Origin of the sequence: Shinella sp. M27 (assembly GCF_049199905.1) — a bacterium.
GTDB lineage: Bacteria > Pseudomonadota > Alphaproteobacteria > Rhizobiales > Rhizobiaceae > Shinella.
Map to the genome: position 1 here is coordinate 158,336 of NZ_JBLZPK010000032.1, position 20,930 is coordinate 179,265.

21 protein-coding genes are annotated in these 20,930 nt (G+C 63.7%); 11 read left to right on the forward strand and 10 right to left on the reverse strand.

All coding sequences use genetic code 11. The features are described from left to right. Positions 1-5 precede the first annotated feature (5 nt). Positions 6-893 carry an LOG family protein gene (locus tag ACOZK4_RS13000; RefSeq protein ID WP_421592226.1) on the reverse strand — a complete coding sequence of 296 codons (888 nt, stop codon included), beginning with the start codon at positions 891-893 and terminating at the stop codon, positions 6-8. Between the two features lie 174 nt (positions 894-1,067). Here ACOZK4_RS13000 and dapD point away from each other — a divergent pair, with 174 nt between their 5' ends. From dapD to ACOZK4_RS13020, 4 genes are all read left to right on the forward strand, one after another. After that, positions 1,068-1,925 carry a 2,3,4,5-tetrahydropyridine-2,6-dicarboxylate N-succinyltransferase gene (gene dapD / locus ACOZK4_RS13005; RefSeq protein WP_421592227.1) on the forward strand — a complete coding sequence of 286 codons (858 nt, stop codon included), beginning with the start codon at positions 1,068-1,070 and terminating at the stop codon, positions 1,923-1,925. A 3-nt stretch (positions 1,926-1,928) separates the two neighbouring features. Beyond that, a complete protein-coding gene (locus tag ACOZK4_RS13010) occupies positions 1,929-2,315 on the forward strand; it encodes a DUF805 domain-containing protein (RefSeq protein ID WP_421592228.1) in 387 nt (128 codons plus the stop codon). 89 nt (positions 2,316-2,404) lie between these two features. Continuing rightward, on the forward strand, positions 2,405-3,598 hold the full coding sequence (dapE, locus tag ACOZK4_RS13015; protein ID WP_421592229.1) for a succinyl-diaminopimelate desuccinylase: 1,194 nt from the start codon (positions 2,405-2,407) through the stop codon (positions 3,596-3,598). After that, a complete protein-coding gene (locus ACOZK4_RS13020) occupies positions 3,585-4,181 on the forward strand; it encodes a hypothetical protein (RefSeq protein WP_421592230.1) in 597 nt (198 codons plus the stop codon). Before dapE ends, ACOZK4_RS13020 begins: the two co-directional genes overlap by 14 nt. Here ACOZK4_RS13020 and truA read toward each other — a convergent pair. The 3 genes from truA to def all read right to left on the reverse strand — a co-directional run bounded on the left by truA (position 4,178) and on the right by def (position 6,483). Continuing rightward, positions 4,178-4,921: a tRNA pseudouridine(38-40) synthase TruA gene (gene truA, locus ACOZK4_RS13025; protein WP_421592231.1), complete on the reverse strand. Its 744-nt coding sequence runs from the start codon at positions 4,919-4,921 to the stop codon at positions 4,178-4,180. The genes ACOZK4_RS13020 and truA overlap by 4 nt on opposite strands. After that, positions 4,921-5,865: a methionyl-tRNA formyltransferase gene (gene fmt, locus ACOZK4_RS13030; protein ID WP_421592232.1), complete on the reverse strand. Its 945-nt coding sequence runs from the start codon at positions 5,863-5,865 to the stop codon at positions 4,921-4,923. Before fmt ends, truA begins: the two co-directional genes overlap by 1 nt. A gap of 93 nt (positions 5,866-5,958) precedes the next feature. Then, positions 5,959-6,483 (reverse strand): peptide deformylase, encoded by a 525-nt coding sequence (gene def / locus ACOZK4_RS13035; RefSeq protein ID WP_421592233.1) that lies wholly within the window; start codon positions 6,481-6,483, stop codon positions 5,959-5,961. A 123-nt stretch (positions 6,484-6,606) separates the two neighbouring features. On the opposite strand from def, the gene ACOZK4_RS13040 reads away from it, so the two are divergent. From ACOZK4_RS13040 to ACOZK4_RS13050, 3 genes are all read left to right on the forward strand, one after another. Continuing rightward, positions 6,607-7,800 (forward strand): DNA recombination protein RmuC, encoded by a 1,194-nt coding sequence (locus tag ACOZK4_RS13040; protein ID WP_421592234.1) that lies wholly within the window; start codon positions 6,607-6,609, stop codon positions 7,798-7,800. A gap of 43 nt (positions 7,801-7,843) precedes the next feature. Beyond that, a complete protein-coding gene (locus tag ACOZK4_RS13045; protein ID WP_421592235.1) occupies positions 7,844-8,746 on the forward strand; it encodes a ribokinase in 903 nt (300 codons plus the stop codon). Between the two features lie 286 nt (positions 8,747-9,032). After that, positions 9,033-11,369 (forward strand): methyl-accepting chemotaxis protein, encoded by a 2,337-nt coding sequence (locus ACOZK4_RS13050; protein ID WP_421592236.1) that lies wholly within the window; start codon positions 9,033-9,035, stop codon positions 11,367-11,369. A gap of 128 nt (positions 11,370-11,497) precedes the next feature. Here ACOZK4_RS13050 and ACOZK4_RS13055 read toward each other — a convergent pair whose 3' ends face one another. Further along, complete coding sequence (locus ACOZK4_RS13055) at positions 11,498-12,466, reverse strand: EF-hand domain-containing protein (protein WP_421592237.1); 969 nt, start codon at positions 12,464-12,466, stop codon at positions 11,498-11,500. A 132-nt stretch (positions 12,467-12,598) separates the two neighbouring features. Further along, entirely contained in the window at positions 12,599-13,294 is a 696-nt protein-coding gene (locus tag ACOZK4_RS13060; protein ID WP_421592238.1) for a pyrimidine 5'-nucleotidase, read from the reverse strand. A 102-nt stretch (positions 13,295-13,396) separates the two neighbouring features. Here ACOZK4_RS13060 and ACOZK4_RS13065 point away from each other — a divergent pair, with 102 nt between their 5' ends. After that, positions 13,397-14,299: an EamA family transporter gene (locus tag ACOZK4_RS13065; RefSeq protein ID WP_421592239.1), complete on the forward strand. Its 903-nt coding sequence runs from the start codon at positions 13,397-13,399 to the stop codon at positions 14,297-14,299. Between the two features lie 34 nt (positions 14,300-14,333). Here ACOZK4_RS13065 and argB read toward each other — a convergent pair whose 3' ends face one another. Beyond that, positions 14,334-15,221 carry an acetylglutamate kinase gene (gene argB / locus ACOZK4_RS13070; RefSeq protein ID WP_421592240.1) on the reverse strand — a complete coding sequence of 296 codons (888 nt, stop codon included), beginning with the start codon at positions 15,219-15,221 and terminating at the stop codon, positions 14,334-14,336. Positions 15,222-15,342: 121 nt separating this feature from the next. Here argB and ACOZK4_RS13075 point away from each other — a divergent pair, with 121 nt between their 5' ends. The 3 genes from ACOZK4_RS13075 to ACOZK4_RS13085 all read left to right on the forward strand — a co-directional run bounded on the left by ACOZK4_RS13075 (position 15,343) and on the right by ACOZK4_RS13085 (position 17,357). Then, a complete protein-coding gene (locus ACOZK4_RS13075; RefSeq protein WP_421592241.1) occupies positions 15,343-15,882 on the forward strand; it encodes a sigma-70 family RNA polymerase sigma factor in 540 nt (179 codons plus the stop codon). Continuing rightward, positions 15,879-16,613, forward strand: a complete 735-nt coding sequence (locus ACOZK4_RS13080; RefSeq protein ID WP_421592242.1) for an anti-sigma factor — start codon at positions 15,879-15,881, stop codon at positions 16,611-16,613. The genes ACOZK4_RS13075 and ACOZK4_RS13080 overlap by 4 nt, the downstream gene beginning before the upstream one ends. 186 nt (positions 16,614-16,799) lie before the next feature. Then, positions 16,800-17,357: a fasciclin domain-containing protein gene (locus ACOZK4_RS13085; RefSeq protein WP_313526459.1), complete on the forward strand. Its 558-nt coding sequence runs from the start codon at positions 16,800-16,802 to the stop codon at positions 17,355-17,357. A 124-nt stretch (positions 17,358-17,481) separates the two neighbouring features. On the opposite strand, the gene yihA is transcribed toward ACOZK4_RS13085, so the two are convergent. The 3 genes from yihA to yidC all read right to left on the reverse strand — a co-directional run. Further along, positions 17,482-18,135, reverse strand: a complete 654-nt coding sequence (gene yihA, locus ACOZK4_RS13090; RefSeq protein ID WP_421592243.1) for a ribosome biogenesis GTP-binding protein YihA/YsxC — start codon at positions 18,133-18,135, stop codon at positions 17,482-17,484. 51 nt (positions 18,136-18,186) lie between these two features. Continuing rightward, the gene (locus ACOZK4_RS13095; RefSeq protein ID WP_421592244.1) at positions 18,187-19,101 is read right to left on the reverse strand and encodes a DMT family transporter; all 915 of its coding nucleotides are present in this window, start codon (positions 19,099-19,101) and stop codon (positions 18,187-18,189) included. A gap of 176 nt (positions 19,102-19,277) precedes the next feature. Continuing rightward, positions 19,278-20,930, reverse strand: a 1,653-nt coding sequence (yidC, locus tag ACOZK4_RS13100; protein ID WP_421592245.1) for a membrane protein insertase YidC, incomplete at its 5' end; no start/stop codon positions are given.

A 20,930-nucleotide genomic window follows, 5' to 3' on the forward strand; every position in this document is an offset into this window, starting at 1 on the left:
CCGCTTCAGCCCTGTGCGGCCTGCTCGGCTTCCATCTTCTCGTAGAATTTGACGATGATGTCCCAGGCCTCGTCGGCGGTCTCGACGAACTGCATCAGCTCGACATCGCCGGGTGCGATCGTGCCGAAGGCGGCAAGCGCGTCGAAGTCGATGATCTTGTGCCAGAAGTCCTTGCCGAACAGGATGAGCGGCACCAGCGCCATGCGGCCGGTCTGCATCAGCGTCACCGTCTCGAACAGTTCGTCCAACGTGCCGAAGCCACCCGGAAATACCGTGACCGCCTTGGCGCGCAGCAGGAAATGCATCTTGCGGATCGCGAAATAGTGGAAGTTGAAGCTCAGCTCCGGCGTCACATAGGGGTTCGGCGCCTGCTCGTGCGGTAGCACGATGTTGAGGCCGATCGAGGGCGCGCCGACATCGGCCGCCCCGCGGTTGCCCGCCTCCATCACGCCCGGTCCGCCGCCGGTCACGACGACATATTCCTTGTAGCCGAGCTCCGCCGACTTTTCCGAGCAGAGCCGCGCGAATTTCTGCGCTTCCGTATAATAGACCGAGGCCGCCTCGAGATTGGCGCGCTGCGTCTCGTTGCGTGCGGCCCAGGCTTCCTGGCCGGGCGCGGGGATGCGCGCGCCGCCGAACATCACGACGGTCGATTTGATGCCCCGCTCGGCGAGCATCATCTCGACCTTCAGCAGTTCAAGCTGCAGGCGTACCGGGCGCAGCTCCTCGCGGCACAGAAAATCGTCGTCGACATAAGCAAGCCGGTAGGCGGGATGGGCCGATTGCGGTGTCTGCGGCACCACGGCGGCGCGGTGCTTGTCCTGCGCGCTGTCGGCCAACGGATCCCACACGCCGTCCTTGCGGCGCAGGCTCTTCTTCTTCAGTCTTGCCATGTCATGTCCTGCTTTCTTCGCCCACGGGATTACCATTTCGCCCGTGCGACAGTATCTGCCGGAAAGGGGCTTCATCTTTCCCGGCACTTGCTCTAGAGCATCTTGCAGATTGATGAAATCGACCTTCCGGTATCCCGACAATCAAAAATAAGTGTCGAAGTTTAAGGAATTCCGATGAGCACGTCCAACCTGTCCGCATTGTCCGCAACCATCGACCGCGCCTTCGAGGAACGGGACGGCATCAACACCGGAACGCGCGGCGAAGTCCGCGACGCGGTGGAGACGGCGCTGAACCTGCTGGACACCGGCAAGGTGCGCGTCGCCGAACGCGGCGAGGACGGCAACTGGACGGTCAACCAGTGGCTCAAGAAGGCCGTGCTGCTCTCCTTCCGCCTCAACCCGATGGAAATCGTCAAGGGCGGCCCGGGCGAATCCTCCTGGTGGGACAAGGTGCCCTCCAAGTTCGACGGCTGGAGCGTCAACGAATTCGAGAAGGCCGGCTTCCGCGCCGTGCCGAACTGCATCGTGCGCCGCTCGGCCTATATCGCGCCGAACGCCATCCTGATGCCCTCCTTCGTCAATCTCGGCGCCTATGTCGGCGAGGGCACGATGGTCGATACCTGGGCCACCGTCGGCTCCTGCGCTCAGATCGGCAAGCACGTGCATCTCTCGGGTGGTGTGGGCATCGGCGGTGTGCTGGAGCCCATGCAGGCCGGCCCGACCATCATCGAAGACAATTGCTTCATCGGCGCCCGTTCGGAAGTCGTCGAAGGCTGCATCGTGCGTGAGGGCTCCGTGCTCGGCATGGGCGTCTTCATCGGCAAGTCGACCAAGATCGTCGACCGCGCCACCGGCGAAGTGACCTATGGCGAAGTGCCGCCCTATTCGGTCGTCGTCGCCGGCTCCATGCCGTCGGACAAGACCATGCCGAACGGCCTGCCGGCGCCCGGCCTCTACTGCGCCGTCATCGTCAAGCGCGTCGACGCCCAGACCCGCTCGAAGACCGGCATCAACGAACTGTTGCGGGACTAAGCCATGGCTGCCGTCGAAGAGCAGGGGCCGAGCCTCACCTGGCTCTTCTTCGGCTGGTCCGGCCGCCTCAGCCGTGCGCCCTTCGCGCTCGGCTGGGCCTTCTGGCTGATGCTGCTTTCCGCCGCCTTGACGCAGATCGTCATGGTGCCCAAGGAAGACCCGACCTTCCTGTTCTGGTCCTTCGTCTTCGTCGGCGTTGGCCTCGTCTCGACGGTCTCCTCCATCCTTCTGACGATCAAGCGGCTGCACGACATGAACCTGCCGGTGCCGCTGATCATCTGCCTGTTCATTCCCGCCATCTCCATCTTCGCGCTCATCGCCTTCCTCGTCTGGCCCGGCACCAATGGACCGAACGATTACGGGCGCGTGGCCAATCGTCCCAAAGACTGACGGTCGCGGCGCTCGCCCGCGCGTGACAAATCCCCGGCCGATCGCTACATCTCGATTCTCCCTGTTCTCATGCCGTGACCGCGTGCCTCATGACCTCTGCCGATCCGATTCAGAACCTTGCAACGCTTATCCGCTGCCCCTCCGTGACGCCGGCCGAAGGCGGCGCGCTGACGGCACTTACCGCCATGCTGGAGCCGCTCGGCTTCACGGTGGAGCGCATGGTCGCGACCGAGCCCGGTATGCCCGATATCGAGAACCTCTATGCCCGCATTGGCACCGAGGGGCCGCACCTGATGTTCGCCGGCCATACGGATGTCGTGCCCGTCGGCGATGCGGCCGCCTGGACGCATGACCCGTTCGGTGCAGAGATCGCCAATGGCGAGATGTTCGGCCGTGGCGCCGTCGACATGAAGGGCGGCATTGCCTGCTTCGTCGCCGCCGTCGCCCGCCATATCGAGAAACACGGCCCGCCGAAGGGCTCGGTCTCCTTCCTCATCACCGGCGACGAGGAAGGCCCGGCCGTCAACGGCACGATCAAGCTTCTCCAGTGGGCCGCCGAGCGCGGCGAACGCTGGGATGCCTGCCTCGTCGGCGAACCAACCAACCCGGACCAGCTCGGCGACATGATCAAGATCGGCCGGCGCGGCTCCGTCTCCGGCACGGTCACGGTGCAGGGCGTGCAGGGCCACGCCGCATATCCGCATCTCGCCGACAATGCCGTGCGCGGCGTCGTCGCGCTGACCGATGCCCTGATGCATCCGCCCTTCGACGCCGGCACGGAGAGTTTTCAGCCGTCCAACCTCGAAGTGACGACCATCGATGTCGGCAACCGCGCGACCAATGTCGTGCCCGGCAAGGCGACGGCGAGCTTCAACATACGCTTCAACGACACCTGGACGGCCGAGACCGTGATGGGCGAGATCGTGCGCCGGCTCGATGCCGCGGCCGCCGACGAGAAGCTGCGCCCCGGCCGCGCGCCGCTCAGCTATGACATCATCTGGGCCGAGCGACCGAGCCATGTCTTCCTGACGCGCAACAACAGCCTGATCGCCTCGATGTCGGGCGCCGTCGAAGCCGTCACCGGCCGCGCGCCGAAACTGTCGACGACGGGCGGCACCTCGGATGCGCGCTTCATCAAGGATTATTGCCCTGTCTTGGAGTTCGGTCTCGTCGGCCAGACCATGCATATGGTGGACGAGCGCGTGGCGGTCGCCGATCTGGAAACGCTGACCGTGATCTACGAAACCTTCATCCAACGCTGGTTCGGCGATGCCCGGGCTTGATGAGGTCCTGTATTATCTGACCGGCGTCTATCTGCTCCTGAAACAGAAGCAGGAAGGGTTCAGCTGGCTGGATTTGACGATGCGCGGGCTGACGCGGTCCTTCTGGGCTGTGCTCTGGTGCCTGCCCGCCTTCGCCGTCATCTGGGCGTCGTGGCGGCTCTACTATCTCGCCGGCATGCCGGCGGAGACATATGCCGGTGTCACCTTCTTCGTGAAGCTCGCCTTCATCGACCTTGTCGGCTGGCTGCTGCCGCTGGCGTTGCTGGCCGTGCTCGCCCGCCCCCTTGGTTACGGCAAGTACCTCGCGACCGTCGTGACGGCAAGCAACTGGATCGCCGTGCCCTTCGCCTATGCCGCGGCCATTCCCTTCGCGCTCACTCTGGTCCTGCCCGCCAGCGCTCCCTTTGCCGGCCTGCTTCTCTACGCGATCTTCGGCGCAAGCGTCGTGCTCCAGTTCCGGCTGGTCTGGATGTGCGTCGGCAAGCAGACGCTGCTCGCCGCGGCCATCACGGCGATTTTCGTGCTGCCGCCGATGATCGCCGGGCAGGAATTGCAGGGCCTGCTCGGCACGCTGCCGGCTTAATAATCGACCGCCATGAAGTACAAGCCATCCGGCGGGGCCACCGGCCCGCAGGCCTTGCGGTCCTGGGCTTCCAGCGCCTTGCGCACATCGTCCGCCGTCCACTTGCCTTCGCCCGCAAGCTTCAGCGTGCCGGCAAACGAGCGGATCTGGTTGTGCAGGAAACTCTGCGCGGAGACGCACATCTCGATGAGATCGCCGTTGCGCGTCACCTCCAGCCGGTCGATGGTGCGGATCGGGCTGTTCGCCTGGCACTGGGCGGCGCGAAACGTCGTGAAATCATGCCGGCCGACCAGCATCTGCCCGGCTTCATGCATGGCCTCATGATCGAGGTCATTCGCGACGAACCAGGCGCGCTTCGCTTCCAGCGCCAGCGGCGCCTTGCGCGAAATGATGCGGTAGAGATAGTGCCGCTTCTTCGCGGAAAACCGCGCATCGAAATCATCAGGCACTTCGGTGGCGTCGAGAATAGCGACACGCTCACGCGCCATGCCGAGATGAGCGTTGAGCGCGTTGCGCAGCGTGTGTTCCTTCCAGGGCCGCGAAAGATCAGCATGGGCAATCTGCCCCATGGCATGCACGCCGGAATCCGTGCGCCCCGCGCCGCGAATGGAAACGGTCTCGCCCGTCAGCGACAGGATCGCCGCCTCGATGGCGCCCTGCACGGAGGGGCCGTTGTCCTGCCGCTGCCAGCCGACATAGGGTGTGCCGTCATATTCGATGCGCAGACGATAGCGCGGCATCAGGCGAGCCTCGTACCGCTGGGCAGCGGTGTGCCGCGCAGGAAATCGCCGGCATCGAGCGGCTTGCCGCCGGCCTTCTGCAAGCGCACGAGCCTCATCGTTCCGCCATCGCCGCAGGCAATGGTCAGATGGTCGTCGATCACCGTGCCGGCTGGGCTGGCGGTTGTTTCGGCAGCAAGCGCACTTGCCAGAACCTTCACGCGCTCCGGCTTGCCGGCAATCGGCAATTCGAACCATGCGCCGGGGAAGGGCGAGAGGCCGCGGATATGGTTGTGCACGTCCCGAGCGGGCCGGGAAAAGTCGATGCGCGTCTCTGCCTTGTCGATCTTGGCAGCATAGAGCACCCCGTCGTCGGCCTGCGGCGTCAGCGGCAGGTCGCCGGCCTCGAGCTTCGCCATGGCCTCCACCATCAGTTTGCCGCCCGCCTGCATCAGCTTGTCGTGCAACTCGCCGGCTGTCATCGTATCCGTGATCGCAATACGGGTGGTCATCGCGACGGGGCCGGTGTCGAGCCCCTTGTCCATCTTCATGACCATCATACCGGTCTCGGCATCGCCGGCCATGATCGCCCGCTGGATGGGAGCGGCTCCGCGCCAGCGCGGCAAGAGCGAGGCATGGCCGTTATAGCAGCCGAGACGCGTGCCCGACAGGATCGCCTCCGGCAACAGTAGCCCATAGGCGACGACGACGGCCACGTCCGCATCCAGCGCGCGAAACGCCTCGCGATCGGCCTCTTCACGGAAATTGACGGGCGTGTGGGCAGGAATGCCGAGCAGTTCGGCGGCCTGATGCACCGGCGATTTCACCAGTTCCAGGCCGCGCCGGCCCGCGGGGCGGGGCGGCTGCGAATAGACGGCGACGATCTCGTGGCCGGCTTGCTTGAGGGCCGCCAGCGTGGGAACGGAGAAATCCGGCGTGCCCATGAAAATGATGCGAAGGGCCATCGGTCAGTCTCCGTGAAAGCAATTCCAGCAAAGGTGCAAAGCGGTTTTGCATCCGGAATTGCGTGAAAACAAAAGCCGCTGCTGCAAGTGGGCTCAGAGCGCCTTGCTGCCGCGCATCTTCGCGGCCTTGGTGAACTTGCGGATCACCATTTCGCGTTTCAGCTTGGAAATATGGTCGATGAACAGCACGCCGTTCAGGTGGTCGATCTCGTGTTGCAGGCAGGTCGCGAGCAGGCCGTCGGCCTCCGTCAGCTGTTGCTTGCCGTCGCGGTCGAGATGCTTGACGGTAATGCCGGCCGGGCGTTCGACCTCGGCATAATAATCCGGGATCGACAGGCAGCCTTCCTCATAGACCGAACGCGCATCCGTGGAGGCGACGATCTCGGGGTTGATGAAGACGAGCGGCTGCTTGTCCTCGCCGTCCTTCGACACGTCGAGCACGAGCATGCGGCGCGCAATACCGATCTGGATGGCGGCAAGGCCGATGCCGGGCGCATCGTACATGGTTTCGAGCATGTCGTCGGCGAGCTTCGTCACTTCGCTGTCGATGGTCTCGATTGTGCTCGAAACCTGGCGAAGGATCGGATCGGGAAGGATAATCAGCGGCTTGATGGTCATGCGCCTCCTTAGCGCGGTTTTTTTGCGCTTTCAATCGGCTTTGGCCTCGTCCTCGTGGCTGGATCGGTGAATTTGTTCACGTTATGATCTGGTTTTCGTGTCAATCCATGGTATGGTCACGGCATGATTGATCCTTCCTTCGACAGCCTCATTTCCTCTCTGCTCGCGCGGCTCGGTGGTCCCGGTCCGGTGCTGGTATTGCTTGCGGCTGTGTTTCTCGGCGTCTTCGGCCTGATATCGGCACGCCGCAGCCAGACGCGCCAGCGCGAAGAGGCCGCGATCGCGGAACTGCGGTTCACCGAGCTTCTGAAGGCGCAGACGGAAATGCAGGGGCGTGTCGCCGCCATGGCCGAGGTGTTCGGCGCCAAGCAGTCGGAGACCAACCAGGCGATCAACACGCGGCTCGACGGACTGACCCAGCGGCTCGGCCAGTCGATTTCCGAACAGACCCGTTCGACGCATGAGAACCTGCGCCGCCTGCAGGAGCGTCTTGCCGTCATCGACACCGCCCAGACCAACATCCAGTCGCTGGCGAAGGACGTCGTGGGCCTGCAGGCCATTCTCTCCAACAAACAGACGCGCGGCGCCTTCGGCCAGTCGCGCATGGAGACGATCATCGCCGACGCGCTGCCGTCGGGCGCCTACCAGTTCCAGGCGCAACTTTCCAACGGCGTGCGCCCGGACTGCACTATTCGCATGCCGAACGGCCAGCCGCCCCTCGTCGTCGATGCGAAGTTTCCGCTGGAGGCCTGGAACGCCATGTCGGACGGGCGTTCGCCGGAGGCGGCCAAGGTTGCCGCCCAGCAGTTTCGCCGTGACATGGAGACCCATATCCGGGACATCTCGGAAAAATACCTGATTGCCGGCGAGACGCAGGACACAGCCTTCCTCTTCGTGCCCTCGGAATCGATCTTCGCCAGCATCCACGAGACGTTCGAGGCCGTCGTGCAGAAGGCGCACCGCGCCCGCATCGTCATCGTCTCGCCATCGCTTTTGATGCTCTCCGTGCAGGTGCTCCAGGCGCTCCTGAAAGACCAGCGCATGCGCGAGCAGGCCCATGTCATCCAGGGCGAGGTCGTCAGGCTGATGGACGATTTGACGCGGCTCGACGACCGGGTGCGCAAGCTGCACGGCCATTTCACCTCGGCGCAGAAGGATGTCGACCTGATTCTCACATCGACGGAAAAGCTTGCGCGCCGCGGCGCGCGCATCGGCGAGCTGGAATTCGAGACGATTTCGGCACCTTCTTCACAGGCCGAGGCAACAGTTGAAAGCCGGTCGGGCCAGTTGCGCTTGAGGATAGTTGACGAGGACTGACCGCCTCAGGCAGTGTCCGGCGGAAACAACAGGGGCAGCTCTCATGATCACCGTCTTCGGCTCCATCAACATGGACCTCATCGCCACGCCAGAACGCCTGCCGAAGCCCGGCGAAACCGTCATGGGCACCAGCTTCACCACCGCTGCCGGCGGCAAGGGCGCTAATCAGGCGCTCGCCGCCCGCCGCGCCGGCTCTATGGTGCGCATGGCCGGCGCCGTCGGCGACGACCGCCTCGGCAGCCAGGCGCTCGCGCTGCTCGCCGATGCCGCCGTCGATCTCAACGGCGTGCGGTATGCCGCCGAGGCCACGGGCACCGCCCATATCCTGGTTGCCGACGATGACGGCGAAAACGTCATCGTCGTCGTACCGGGTGCCAACGCCACCGTCACCGATGAGGATGCCCGGCGGACCGTCGGCGCGATGACGCGCGGCGACTACCTCATGCTGCAATTCGAGATCCTCAACGGCTCCATCGAGGCGGCCCTTGTCGCCGCCAAGCAGAAGGGCGTCACCTCGATCGTCAACATCGCTCCCTTCGGCGCCGACGCCCGCCGCCTTGGCGCCATGGCCGATATTCTCGTCGCCAACGAGACGGAATTCGATCTCTATGTCGGCAAGGGTGAATTGTCGGACGAGGCGCGCGAGGCGACCCTGCGGGCGCTGCATGCCGAAAGCAGCCAGACGATCATCGTGACGCTCGGCGCCGATGGTGTCATCGCGATCCGCAAGGGTGAAATCTTCCGCGCTGCGGGCCTTGCCATCGAGCCGGTCGATACGGTGGGGGCGGGCGATACCTTCTGCGGCTATCTCGCAGCCTCGCTCGATGCCGGTCTCGCGTTCAAGGATGCGCTGCGCCGCGCCTCCGTTGCGGGCTCGCTTGCCTGCCTCAAGCCGGGTGCCCAGCCGTCCATTCCCTTTGCCGCAACCGTCGATGCGAAGATCTAGGCGCGCTACACAACTGTTACGTCAGTCGAAATTCGCAAATGGAAAACCAGGCGTCGTATTGCTTGCGGCGCCTGAGAATTCAATCGGTTGAGCCGTTTCGTAGCATCGACGCTTGGTTATTTATTAATATTTTATCGGTTACTGAAGTCCGCAGACACTGCGCCTTGAAGGCCGCGGACCGTCTCTGGCGCTGGTCCTGCGCCCCGCCCTCCATGATGGAGACCACCCTGCCGAATGTGCTTCTTCGCGGCCGTCCGCCGCGGACGTCTATCATCGTGAGGATTTCATGTTCAAGTTCAAGGCCAAGTCGCTCGCGACGAAGCTCATAGCGGTCACCGGCGGCACGATCGCCCTGGTACTGCTTGCGTCCAACACCGTTCTTATTCACCAGACCCAGAGCCGCGTTTCCGACCTCGTCTATACGCAGGCCGATACCGAAGCGAAGGCGATCGCCTCCGACATCGCAGCCGATATCGGCGCGCTTGCGGGCGCCGCGCGCGCCATGGGCGGTGTCATCGAGCAGGGCCATGCGGCCGGCTTCCTGGACCGCAAGGACGTCGTCGCCATCCTCAAGGCGAATACCGAGAAGAACAGCTTCGCGCTCGGCAGCTGGTTTGCCGAAGAGCCGAACGCCTTCGACGGAAAGTCGCGCGAGACGGCGGAACAGCTGGAGACCGGCACGTTCAAGGACGGTTCGTTCAACCCTTACTGGACGAAGCGTAAGGACGGCTCGATCACGCTGTCGACTTTCGAATCCGACTACAAGGCAGATTGGTATGGGCTCGCGGCAAAGAGCGGCAAGGGCGCGATGAGCCAGCCCTACCAGGAAACCTCCACCGGCGACGGCCTGACGATGGCCTCCATCGCCTATCCGGTCAATGTCAACGGCAAGATGATCGGCGTCACCGGCGTCGACGTGTCGCTGAAGACACTCTATGAAAAGCTCAGCCAGCTGAAGCCCTTCGGCGAAGGCCGCGTCATGCTGGTCTCCCAGGGTGGCAAGTGGATCGTCGCCCCGAACGTCGACCTTCTCATGAAGGAATACGACTCGACCGGCGTCGAGGTTGTCAAAGAGGCACTCGCGTCGGGCAAGGTCGGCCATATTCCGAACCTTACCTTCGATGAACTCGCCTCCTTCGACCGAGTCGTCTATCCGTTCGCGCTGCCCGACATCAACACGACCTGGGCCGTCATCGTCGATGTGCCGCGTGCCGCGATCAACGCGCCGGTGCAGGACCAGACCTACATGATGATCCTCGGCGGCCTGATCGTGCTCGGCGCGGTGCTCGCCGGCCTCTATTTCGCCGTGCGCACCTTCGTGCAGAAGCCGCTCGCCGGTCTCGTTGCCGACGTCGCAACGCTCGGCCAGGGCGTCTATACCCAACCGATCGCCGGCCAGGACCGTTCGGATGAGACGGGCGCCGTCGCCAAGGCGCTGGAAGGTTTCCGCCACCAGCTCGCCGACACCAAGCGCCTGGAAGCCGAAGCCAACAGCCAGCGCCAGCTGACGGAAGCCGAACGCGGCCGCTCGGAAGCCGAGCGCGCAGAGTCGAGCGCTCTCCAGCGCGATATCGTCGCCCGCCTCGGCGACGGCCTCTCGCAGCTCTCCTCCGGCAACCTGACCTTCCGTCTGACGGGCGATTTCCCCGGCGAATACGGCAAGCTCAAGACCGACTTCAACTCGGCCATCGCCAGCCTCGAAGAGACGATCCAGACGGTCAACGCCTCGGTCGGCAATATCGGCGGCGGCACCGGCGAGATCTCCAAGGGCGCGGCCGACCTGTCGCACCGCACCGAACAGCAGGCCGCAAGCCTGGAAGAGACCGCCGCCGCCCTCGACGAGCTGACCTCGCAGGTCAATTCGAGCGCCGACAATGCCCGCGTTGCCGCGAAATCCGTGGAAACGGCCAGCAGCGACGCCAGCAAGTCCGGCGAAGTCGTGCAGAAGGCGATCGCCGCCATGCATGGCATCGAGCATTCCTCGGGCGAAATCTCCAACATCATCGGCGTGATCGACGAGATCGCCTTCCAGACCAACCTCTTGGCGCTCAATGCCGGTGTCGAAGCCGCACGTGCTGGTGAAGCCGGCAAGGGCTTTGCGGTCGTCGCGCAGGAAGTGCGTGAACTCGCCCAGCGTTCGGCCAAGGCCGCAAAGGAGATCAAGGCGCTGATCAACACCTCGGAAGTGCAGGTGCGTGAGGGTGTCGATCTCGTCGGCAAGGCCGGCGAGGCGCTGGAAAACATCGCTGACCAGGTCATCCAGATCAATGGCCTGATCCGTCAGATCTCGCAGTCCGCCTCAGAACAGGCGGTCGGCCTCAAGGAGATCAACTCGGCCGTCAACCAGATGGACCAGGTGACGCAGCAGAACGCCGCGATGGTGGAGGAAACCACCGCCGCCTCGATGGCGCTGAACGACGAAGCGCAGACGCTGAAGTCGCTGGTCGCCCGCTTCCGCGCCGGTGCGGCCGCCATGGCCACCGCCCAGCCGGTCCAGCAGGCCACCCGCCGCGACGTCCAGCCGCCGCGCAGCAGCTACCAGGCACCGCGCACGACCGCCCGCGCCATCCCGCAGGTCTCCGGCAACACCGCACTTGCCCAGGACAACTGGGAAGAGTTCTGAGCCGAGCGGCATAGACGAGCTGAAAGGCCGGCGGAAACGCCGGCCTTTTTCGTTTGCGATGTCGGCGCAAAAAGACGCCCCGGTTTTGAGGCCGGGGCGTTGCAGTCGGACGTGCTGTCGGGGAGGGTTTACCGCTTGTGATGCTTGCCGATTTCGTCCTGCGTCAGGAAGCCGTCGCCGTTACGGTCGCGCTGCTTGAATAGCGCGGCGACGGCGGTTTCCATCTCGGCCTTGGTCAGCGTGCCGTTCTTGTCGGCATCGGCGCGCTCGAACATGCGAGCGCCCATGCGGTCCATACGGGCTTCGCCAAGGGCTTCACGGGCTGCCTTGCGGGCTTCATCGTCGCTCGACTTCACCTCGCGAAAAGCCTTGCGGGCATCGCGGAACGCCTCCCGCCTGGCATCCACCTCCGCCTTGGAGACTTCGCCGTTCTTGTCGGCATCGAAGCGTTCGAAGGTTTTCGTGGCCTGGGCCAGCATCTCGGTCTGCGAGACCTTGCCGTCGCCATCCGTATCGAGGCGCTTCAGCATGCGCTCGGCGCGCTCCTCGCCACCCTTTCCGTGGTGGCCCTTACCGTGATGCCCCTTGCCCTTCATCGAGCCGGCATCCGCCGTATCCAGAGCGCCGTCCTTGTTGCCGTCACGGCGCGCGAAGATCGTGTCCGCCGCGGCGAGCACTTCGGCTTGCGAAAGCGAGCCGTTCTTGTCCGTATCGGCCCTGTCGAACATTTTTCCAGCGCCCGGCAGCATGAAGGGGCCGGCAGCGTGAAGCGCCTGGCGGGCCTTGTCCTTGTCTGTATCCGCGGCATCGTGAACGGCCTTGCGGGCCGCCTTAAAGGCCGCGTGGCGCGCCTTGATCTCGTCCTTCGTCACCTGGCCATTGCCGTCGGCATCGAAGGTCTTGAAGGCGGCGGTGGCATTGGCCTTGAACTCGTCGCTGGAGACCTTGCCGTCCTTGTTCGTGTCGAGGCGTTCGATCATCGCGGCATGGCGCTGGTGATGTTTGCCCTCGCCCTTGGCGGCGAAAGCCGGTGCCGCGGCACCCGAGAGAAGAAGGCCGGCGGCGACGGCGCCGAGAAGAAGTTCCTTTTTAGCCATGGTCGTTCCTTTCATCATCAGTCCCTTGCGAGACAGGATAGAGGGAACGCCGGCTGAGGCCAGTTACAAATTGGTAATTCAACCCTTTGGCCGAAAAGGGTTTTTTCCATGTCCGGAATATGTCGGGCTTAATTAGAGAAGCGCGTTGAGGAAGGCCGTGAGGTTCGACGTCGCATAGTCGATATGCTGGTCGTCCTCGCTGCGTTTTTCCCACGCATCGACGAATTCGTGGTTATCGTCCTGCGGCACGAGCAGCACGGTCTTCATGCCGAGCGCCTTGGGCACGACGAGGTTGCGCGGCAGATCCTCGAACATCACGGCATGCGGCGTATCCACGCGGTGCAGCGCCATGAACTTGTCATAGGTGGCACCCGCCGGCTTCGGCACATATTCGGCCGCCACGATATCGAAGACGTCGTCGAAATGATGGAAGATGCCGAGCGCCTTGGCCGCCATCTCCGCGTGTTTCACGCTGCCGTTGGTGAAGATGAACTTGCGGCCCGGCAGCGCTTGGATCGCCTCGCCGAGCGAAAGATCGGGCGACAGCACGTCGTAATTGATGGCGTGCGCCTTTTCCAGGAAGTCGGCCGGATCGATCTTGTGGTGGATCATCAGCCCGTTCAGCGTGGTGCCGTGATCGTAATAATATTGCTTCTGAAGGGCACGCGCGTCTTCGCGCGTCAGACCCAGCAGGGCCGAAACATAGGCCGTCATGTTCTGGTCGATCTGGGCGAAGAGATCGATGTGATGCGGGTACAGCGTGTTGTCGAGGTCGAAGACCCAGTCACGCACGGTGGAAAAATCGGCTTTGTTCGGAAGATCGCTCATAGGGCGTCTTATGGCACGGGGGACCGTCGAGGAAAACGGAATTTTCGCGGACGGACTTTGCAGATGATGGATTTGCGGCAACCCGCATGCTAGCGGCAGGGCATGGAACTCTGGATCCCCATCACCATCGCCGCCGCCTTTTTGCAGAACCTGCGTTCGGCCCTGCAAAAGCACCTTCAGGGCAAGCTCGGTACGCGCGGCGCGAGTTTCGTGCGGTTCGGCTACGGCTTTCCGCTGGCGATCCTCTATGCCGTGGTGCTGCATTGGGGCGTCGGGCTTGCCTTCCCTGATCTGAACGTGCGCTTTGCCTTCTGGGCGGTGATCGGCGGGCTGGCGCAGATCTTTGCCACCATGCTGCTGGTCTATCTGTTTTCGCTGCGGAATTTCGCGGTTGGCACGGCCTATTCCAAGACCGAGCCGGTGCAGGCGGCAATCTTCGGCTTCGTGCTGCTCGGCGAGCGCATCACGCCGGGCGCCATCGTCGCTATCGTCGTCGGCGTGATCGGGGTAATGCTGATCTCGATTGCCCGCGCGCCGCTCTCCTGGCGCAACACTTTCGCGGCGCTGACCAGCCGCACCGCGCTGATCGGCATCGCCTCGGGCGCGGTCTTCGGCGTCTCGGCGGTCGCCTATCGCAGCGCGTCCCTGTCGCTGAACGGTCCCGGCCCGATCATGAACGCGGCGGTGACGCTCGCCTGCGTCACCACCTTCCAGACGGCCTTCATGCTGGCCTGGATGCTGTGGAAGGATAAAAACGAAATCGTGCAGGTGCTGAGAAGTTGGCGCTCCTCGGCGCTGGTGGGCGTTGCCGGGGTGCTGGGCTCGGCCTGCTGGTTTACGGCAATGAGCCTGCAGCAAGTCGCCTATGTGCGTGCGCTCGGCCAGATCGAGCTCGTCTTCACCTTCATGGCCTCCTACTTCCTGTTCCACGAGCGGGTGAACCGCACGGAAGTGGTGGGATGCCTGCTGATCGTCTGCGGCATCCTCGGCCTGCTCTTCTGGTAGGATACCGGCGGCGCGGGGCCGCCGGCAGATCGTATCAGGGCACGATCAGCGTGCCGGCGCCATGCTCGGTGAAGATTTCGAGCAGGACGGCGTGGGCGGTCTTGCCGTTCAGGATGACGACGCCCTGCACGCCGGCCTTGATGGCGTCGATGCAGGTCTCGACCTTCGGGATCATACCGCCGGAAATCGTGCCGTCCTTCATGAGTTTGCGCGCCTGGGCGACGGAAAGCTCCTTGATGAGCTGACCGCTCTTGTCGAGCACGCCGGGCACGTCTGTCAGGAACAGCAAACGCGTGGCGTTCAGCGCACCGGCAATGGCGCCGGCGAAGGTGTCGGCGTTGATGTTATAGGTGTGGCCGTCGCGGCCGGGCGCAACCGGGGCGATGACCGGGATCATCTCGGACTTCGCGAGCAGGTCGATCAGCGTGCGGTCGACTTCGACAACCTCGCCGACGAAGCCGAGATCGAGGATGCGCTCGATATTGCTGTCGGGATCGACGACGGTCTTCTTCGCCTTTTCGGCGAAGACCATGTTGCCGTCCTTGCCGCACAGGCCGATCGCCCATTCGCCTGTCTGGTTGATGAGGGCGACGATTTCCTTGTTGATCGAACCGGCCAGCACCATCTCGACGATCTCGACCGTCTTCTGGTCGGTGACGCGGAGCCCCCCTTCGAATTTCGATTCGATGCCCATCTTGGTCAGCATCGCGCCGATCTGCGGGCCGCCGCCATGCACGACGATCGGGTTGACGCCCGATTGCTTGAGAAGCGCGATGTCGCTGGCGAAAGCCTTGCCGAGTTCAGGATTGCCCATTGCGTGGCCGCCATATTTCACCACAATGGTCTTGTTCTCGTAGCGCTGCATATAGGGCAGGGCCTGGGCGAGAAGGCGGGCTTGGGTTTCGCTTTCGGATAGGGACATGGCGGCCTCGTGGAATTGGACGGCGCCTGTTTAACGCATGTTTTGTGACGATGGAATGATCCGCCGTCCACATTGCTGCGTAGGGCCAGAAAAAGACTTCGCTGACGAACGGGAGCCATGCGTGACCGGAAATGACATTTCCTACCTCATCGGCCGTGTGTCGCTGAAGGACCGTAAGGCCTTCTCCGCGCTCTATGAAAAAAGTGCGTCGAAACTTTTCGGCATCTGCGTCCGTATTTTGAAGGACAGAGGTGAAGCTGAAGAGGCCTTGCAGGATGTTTACGTCAAGATCTGGCAGCGTGCCGACCGCTATGTCGAAAGCGAGACGAGCCCGATGGCCTGGCTCGCAGCCATTGCCCGCAACCAGTCGATCGATCGTATCCGGGCGCGAAGACCAGTGGCAACGGACATCGATGCGGCCTATGATATCGCCGATCCGCTCGCCAACCCGGAAGAGGATGCCGTGTTGCGGTCGGAGGGCCGGCGGATCGACAACTGCATGGATGAACTTGAGGCGGAACGGGCATCCGCCGTCCGGCGTGCCTATATAGAGGGCCTGAGCTACGAGGAGCTCGCCGAAATCCACGGCGTGCCGCTGAACACGATGCGAACCTGGCTTCGCCGAAGCCTGCTGAAACTGAGAGAGTGCATGAGCCGATGACGGCGTCCGACAAAGAGATGAGAGACCCCCGCCGCGACGAAGTGATAGCCGGCGAATATGTGCTCGGGGTGCTTTCGGCCGAAGACCGCCGCAAGGTGGAGGCGCGGCTTGCCCAGGATCGCCAGTTCGCCGCCATGGTGAACCGCTGGGAGGAAAATCTCTCGACCTTCAACGACGATTACGAGGCGCTGCAACCGCCGCCGCGTGCCTATTCCGCCATAGAGCAGCGCATCCTGGGCGCCGCGCCGCCGGATGCGGCCTTTTCCGGCAAGGTGGCAGGCGGGTTCTGGAATTCGCTGGCGCTGTGGCGCTCGCTCGCGCTTGCCTCGCTGGTGACATCCATCGGGCTGGCGCTTTCCATGAGCACATTGATGGCGCCGCGACCGATGAGCGGCGGCCGGCTGGTGGCGGATCTTGCGGGCGAGAACGCGGCGATCAATCTCGTTGCCCGTTACGACGAGGCCAATGGCGCACTGCGGATCACGCCCGTCGCCGCCGGCAAGGAGAAGGAAAAATCGCTCGAACTGTGGCTCGTCGAGGAGGGCAAGTCGCCGGTCTCGCTTGGCGTGCTGCCGCAGACGGGCGAGGGAGAGATGGCCGTTCCCGCCGTCATGCGCTCGCGCCTGGTTCAGGGCGCGGTGCTGGCCGTCAGCGTCGAGCCTTTCGGTGGATCGCCGACAGGCAGCGCCACCGGCCCCGTCATCGCCTCGGGTGCCGCCCGGTTTGAATGATCCCACGGATTGTCTCTGTACAAGCCGCGCTTTGCGCGGCTTTTTTGTTTTGAAATCAGGTTTCTATAAAAAAGATCGTCCAGCCTGAAACTCTTTTTCGAAAGGTCCCGTTGCTCGCAATGATCGCCCAATGGGCATCGCAACCGGGAGGCCCCGCATGTCGCGGGCCAAAAGAAGGACAATCCCATGACCCGTTTCACGCTTCGCGCCGCCGCCCTCGCCACGGTCTTCACGCTCGGCGCCTTTGCCGCCCACGCTGAGAACCCGATGGTTGGCGGTGCGCCGATGTTCGCCGAGAAGAACATCGTCGAAAATGCCGTCAATTCGAAGGATCACACGACGCTGGTCGCCGCCGTGAAGGCCGCCGGCCTGGTCGAAACGCTCTCCGGCAAGGGCCCCTTCACGGTCTTCGCGCCGACGAACGAGGCCTTCGAGGCGCTGCCGGCCGGCACGGTCGATACGCTACTGAAGCCTGAAAACAAGGACCAGCTCACCAAGGTTCTGACGTGCCATGTCGTGGCGGCCGATGCGATGTCGGACGCGATCGGCAAGATGATCAAGGACGATGGCGGTGCACACCCGGTCAAGACTGTCGGCGGCTGCACGCTGACGGCCAAGATGGATGGTGACAAGATCACGCTGACCGACGAGACGGGTGGCGTGGCGACCGTCACGATCGCCGACGTCAAGCAGTCGAACGGCGTCATTCACGTCATCGACAAGGTTCTGCTGCCGAAGGCCTGAGCCTCAAGGTTCCGCGTCGTTCATGAACCCACGCGGGATACCAGTCTTTCGCCAGCCCTGGCCGCCGGTTTTCCGGCGGCCTCTTTTAATGCAGGGAAACACCGCCGGTTTTCCGGCGGCCTTTTTAGCGCTCGATGGCCGTCAGGATGGCACTGCGCAGCTCGTCGAGACCGCGGCCCTTTTCCGAGGATGTCAAGAGGACTTCGGGGAAGGCGGCCGGGCGCTTGACGATCTTCAGCCGGGTTTCCTCGATCAGGCGCGGCACGCCAGCGTCCTTGATCTTGTCAGTCTTTGTCAACACGACCTGATAGGAGACCGCAGCCTTGTCGAGCAGGGTCAGCACCTCCTCATCGTTCTTCTTGATGCCGTGGCGGCTGTCGATCAGCACATAGACGCGCTTCAGCGTCGAGCGGCCGCGCAGGTAGTCGAAGACCAGCTTGGTCCAGGCATCGACGTGCTCTTTCGGCGCCTGGGCATAGCCGTAGCCCGGCATGTCGACGAGCGCCATCGGCGGCATATCGTCCTCGGCGCCCGAATAGCCGTCGGGCACGAAATAGTTGAGTTCCTGGGTGCGGCCGGGCGTGTTGGAGGTGCGGGCCAACCCCTTGTGGCCGACCAGCGCATTGATCAGCGACGACTTGCCGACATTCGAGCGGCCGGCAAAGGCGATCTCCGGCGGTCCCTCGGGCGGCAGGAATTTCATGGCGGGCACGCCGCGGATGAAGATCCACGGCCTGCCGAACAGCGGCTTGTCGCCCGGTATGGTCGTCTCGGTCATTGCTTTGCCTTTGTTATCCGGCCCCCGGCTTCCGGGTTTTGGCCACGAAAGTCAAGCGCGGCGCTGCCGCCACAGCTCGACACCGAGATAGCAGATGAGCGCCGTCAGCACGATGAGGCCGCCGATGACCGTATAGGTGCTCGGGATTTCGCCATGAATGAGCGCCACCCAGAGCGGCCCCAGCACCGTCTCGGCGGTGCCGAGCAGGGCGGCGAGCGCGGAGGGGATCAGGCGGGCGCCGGTGACGAAGAGGGCGAGGCCGAGGCCGAAATTCAGCGCGCCGAAGACGACGAGAATGCCGAGTTCGCTTGCCGTGACGGCAAAACCGGAGGCCTGGCTCGCCGCCGTCGCGCCGGCGATGACTGTGCCGAGGAAGACGGCGGGCGTCATGCGCACATGGGCGAAGCGGCGGGTGATGATCGTCGCGCTGGCAAAGGCGAAGGCGATGAGGAGGGCAAGCGCGTCACCGATCATCGAGGTGCCGCCGCCGAGCGATTCCGAGACCATGATCGCGACGCCGCCGATCACGGCCGCAATGGCGATCCAGGTATGCGTCGCGACCTTTTCGCGGAAGAGCATCCAGGCCATCAGCGCCGCGATCAAGGGAACGCCGGCCTGGATCAGCATGACATTGGCGACGGTCGTATAGGCGAGTGCCAGGATGAATGAGGTGGAGGCGGTGGCAAAACAGATGCCGACGGCAATGCCGGCAAGCCCCATGCCCCTGAAGAGCTGGACGGTGCCGCGCGGCCCGTCGCGCACCAGCATGAAAACGAGGAGGAACAGCGCCGCGAAAAGCGAGCGCCAGAAGACGACCGTCCAGCCATCCTCGATGTGCAGGAAGCGCGCCAGCGTGCCGCCGAAGCTCCAAGCAACGGCTGCACCCAGCACCAGGGCTGCGCCGAAACCCTGTCCACGGCTTTCCGGGAGCGTGGGGGTGACCGGAAGGGTGGGGGCGGAGGACATGGGGCGCTCGCAGAAAAGGGATTGTCGCGATCATGACAGGGATGCGCCCGCACCGCTTCCATGCCAGCGACGAGGCGATGTCGCAAGCGGGCTGGCGGGCAGGTTGAGGAGGATGCCTAGGCCCAAAAACAAAACCCCGGCACTGGGCCGGGGTCTGTGTCTCAATCCTGAAACCGTCAGGACGATGGTTTGGCTTTTTTGCCGAACAATCCCTTGATGTTGTCGAAGAGCTCGATCTTCACGCCGTGACGCTTCATGATGATCGCCTGCTGGATGATCGAGAGCGTGTTGTTCCAGGCCCAATAGATCACGAGGCCGGCCGGGAAGGTCGCCAGCATGAAGGTGAAGATCAGCGGCATCCAGGTGAAGATCATCGCCTGGGTCGGATCCGGCGGCGTCGGGTTCATGCGCATCTGCAGGAACATCGTGACACCCATGATGAGCGGCCACACGCCGATCATCAGGAAGTGCGGGACGTCGTAGGGCAGAAGGCCGAAGAGGTTGAACAGCGACGTCGGATCGGGCGCGGAGAGGTCGTGGATCCAGCCGAAGAACGGGGCATGGCGCATTTCGATGGTGACGTAGATCACCTTGTAGAGCGCGAAGAACACCGGGATCTGCAGAAGGATCGGCCAGCAGCCGGCCAGCGGATTGATCTTCTCTTCCTTGTAGAGCTGCATCGTGGCCTGCTGCAGCGCCATGCGGTCGTCGCCGTGCTTGGCCTTCAGCTCTTCCATCTTCGGCTGCATCTTCTTCATGTTCGCCATGGAAGCGTACTGCTTGCTGGCGAGCGGGAAGAACAGGCCCTTCACGACGATCGTGGTGATCAGGATCGCGATGCCGAAATTGCCGAAATAGCGGAAGAAGAAGTCCATCAGCTGGAACATCGGCTTGGTGAAGAACCAGAACCAGCCCCAGTCGATCATCAGGTCGAAATGCGGGATCGAAAGGGACGTCTTGTAGCCGTCGATGACGGGTACTTCCTTGGCGCCGCCGAAGAACAGGTTCTTGACGTCGGTCTTCTGGCCGGGCGCGATGGTGATGTCGTCCTGGCGGTAGTCCGCCTGGTAGCGCGGGCGACCATCCGTGAAGTAGGAAAAGCGCGTCTCGTAGGGCGTGGCCTGCGGGGGCACGAGCGCGGTCGCCCAGTACTTGTCGGTGATGCCGAGCCAGCCGCCGGTCGCCTTACCGGGCGCGACCGTCGTGTCGTCCTCGGTCGTCTTGTACTTCACCTCGTGCAGGCCGAGATCGCCGAGCACGCCGATGAAGCCTTCGTGCAGCACGTAGACGGAAGGCGTCGAGGGCTTGAAGAAGCGCGTCGTGCGGCCGTAGGGCGACAGCGCGATAGCGGCTTGCGTGCGGTTCTCGATGCTGTCGTCGATGGTGAACATGTAATGTTCGTCGACCGAGATGGTGCGGGTGAAGACGACGCCCTTGTCATTGGTGAAGGTGAGCTTCACGGGGGTCGTCTGCGTCAGCTTGCCGGTGCCGTCCTGCGTCCAGACGGTCTGCGGGCCGGGAACGGTGCCCGTCGCGTCGCTGCCGACATAACCGACTTCGGCGAAATAGCCGTGTTCGGTCTCGGCCGGGCTCAGAAGCGTGATGATCGGGCTCGTCTTGTCGACGGTCTCGTGGAATTCCTTGAGCTTCAGGTCGTCGAAGCGGGCGCCGGTCAGGCTGATCGAGCCGGCGAGCGAGGGCGTGTCGATCTCGACGCGGGCGGACTTAGCGATCGCGGCGTCGCGCGTCTCGGTCGTCGTGCCCGTGGCCGCGCCGCCCGGCAGGGTGCCGTTGGTCGCGGTCGTCGTCGTTGCGGTGCCGTCGGCGGC

Excerpts from the sequence above, each read along its gene's own strand:
- def (WP_421592233.1), bottom strand. The coding sequence starts at position 6,483 with ATGACCATCAAGCCGCTGATTATCCTTCCCGATCCGATCCTTCGCCAG.
- ACOZK4_RS13080 (WP_421592242.1), top strand. The coding sequence starts at position 15,879 with ATGACGGCGTCCGACAAAGAGATGAGAGACCCCCGCCGCGACGAAGTG.
- dapD (WP_421592227.1), top strand. The coding sequence starts at position 1,068 with ATGAGCACGTCCAACCTGTCCGCATTGTCCGCAACCATCGACCGCGCC.
- ACOZK4_RS13010 (WP_421592228.1), top strand. The coding sequence starts at position 1,929 with ATGGCTGCCGTCGAAGAGCAGGGGCCGAGCCTCACCTGGCTCTTCTTC.
- fmt (WP_421592232.1), bottom strand. The coding sequence starts at position 5,865 with ATGGCCCTTCGCATCATTTTCATGGGCACGCCGGATTTCTCCGTTCCC.
- ACOZK4_RS13085 (WP_313526459.1), top strand. The coding sequence starts at position 16,800 with ATGACCCGTTTCACGCTTCGCGCCGCCGCCCTCGCCACGGTCTTCACG.
- ACOZK4_RS13065 (WP_421592239.1), top strand. The coding sequence starts at position 13,397 with ATGGAACTCTGGATCCCCATCACCATCGCCGCCGCCTTTTTGCAGAAC.
- dapE (WP_421592229.1), top strand. The coding sequence starts at position 2,405 with ATGACCTCTGCCGATCCGATTCAGAACCTTGCAACGCTTATCCGCTGC.
- ACOZK4_RS13050 (WP_421592236.1), top strand. The coding sequence starts at position 9,033 with ATGTTCAAGTTCAAGGCCAAGTCGCTCGCGACGAAGCTCATAGCGGTC.
- ACOZK4_RS13040 (WP_421592234.1), top strand. The coding sequence starts at position 6,607 with ATGATTGATCCTTCCTTCGACAGCCTCATTTCCTCTCTGCTCGCGCGG.
- argB (WP_421592240.1), bottom strand. The coding sequence starts at position 15,221 with ATGTCCCTATCCGAAAGCGAAACCCAAGCCCGCCTTCTCGCCCAGGCC.
- ACOZK4_RS13055 (WP_421592237.1), bottom strand. The coding sequence starts at position 12,466 with ATGGCTAAAAAGGAACTTCTTCTCGGCGCCGTCGCCGCCGGCCTTCTT.
- ACOZK4_RS13020 (WP_421592230.1), top strand. The coding sequence starts at position 3,585 with ATGCCCGGGCTTGATGAGGTCCTGTATTATCTGACCGGCGTCTATCTG.
- ACOZK4_RS13000 (WP_421592226.1), bottom strand. The coding sequence starts at position 893 with ATGGCAAGACTGAAGAAGAAGAGCCTGCGCCGCAAGGACGGCGTGTGG.
- yihA (WP_421592243.1), bottom strand. The coding sequence starts at position 18,135 with ATGACCGAGACGACCATACCGGGCGACAAGCCGCTGTTCGGCAGGCCG.
- ACOZK4_RS13060 (WP_421592238.1), bottom strand. The coding sequence starts at position 13,294 with ATGAGCGATCTTCCGAACAAAGCCGATTTTTCCACCGTGCGTGACTGG.
- truA (WP_421592231.1), bottom strand. The coding sequence starts at position 4,921 with ATGCCGCGCTATCGTCTGCGCATCGAATATGACGGCACACCCTATGTC.
- ACOZK4_RS13045 (WP_421592235.1), top strand. The coding sequence starts at position 7,844 with ATGATCACCGTCTTCGGCTCCATCAACATGGACCTCATCGCCACGCCA.
- ACOZK4_RS13095 (WP_421592244.1), bottom strand. The coding sequence starts at position 19,101 with ATGTCCTCCGCCCCCACCCTTCCGGTCACCCCCACGCTCCCGGAAAGC.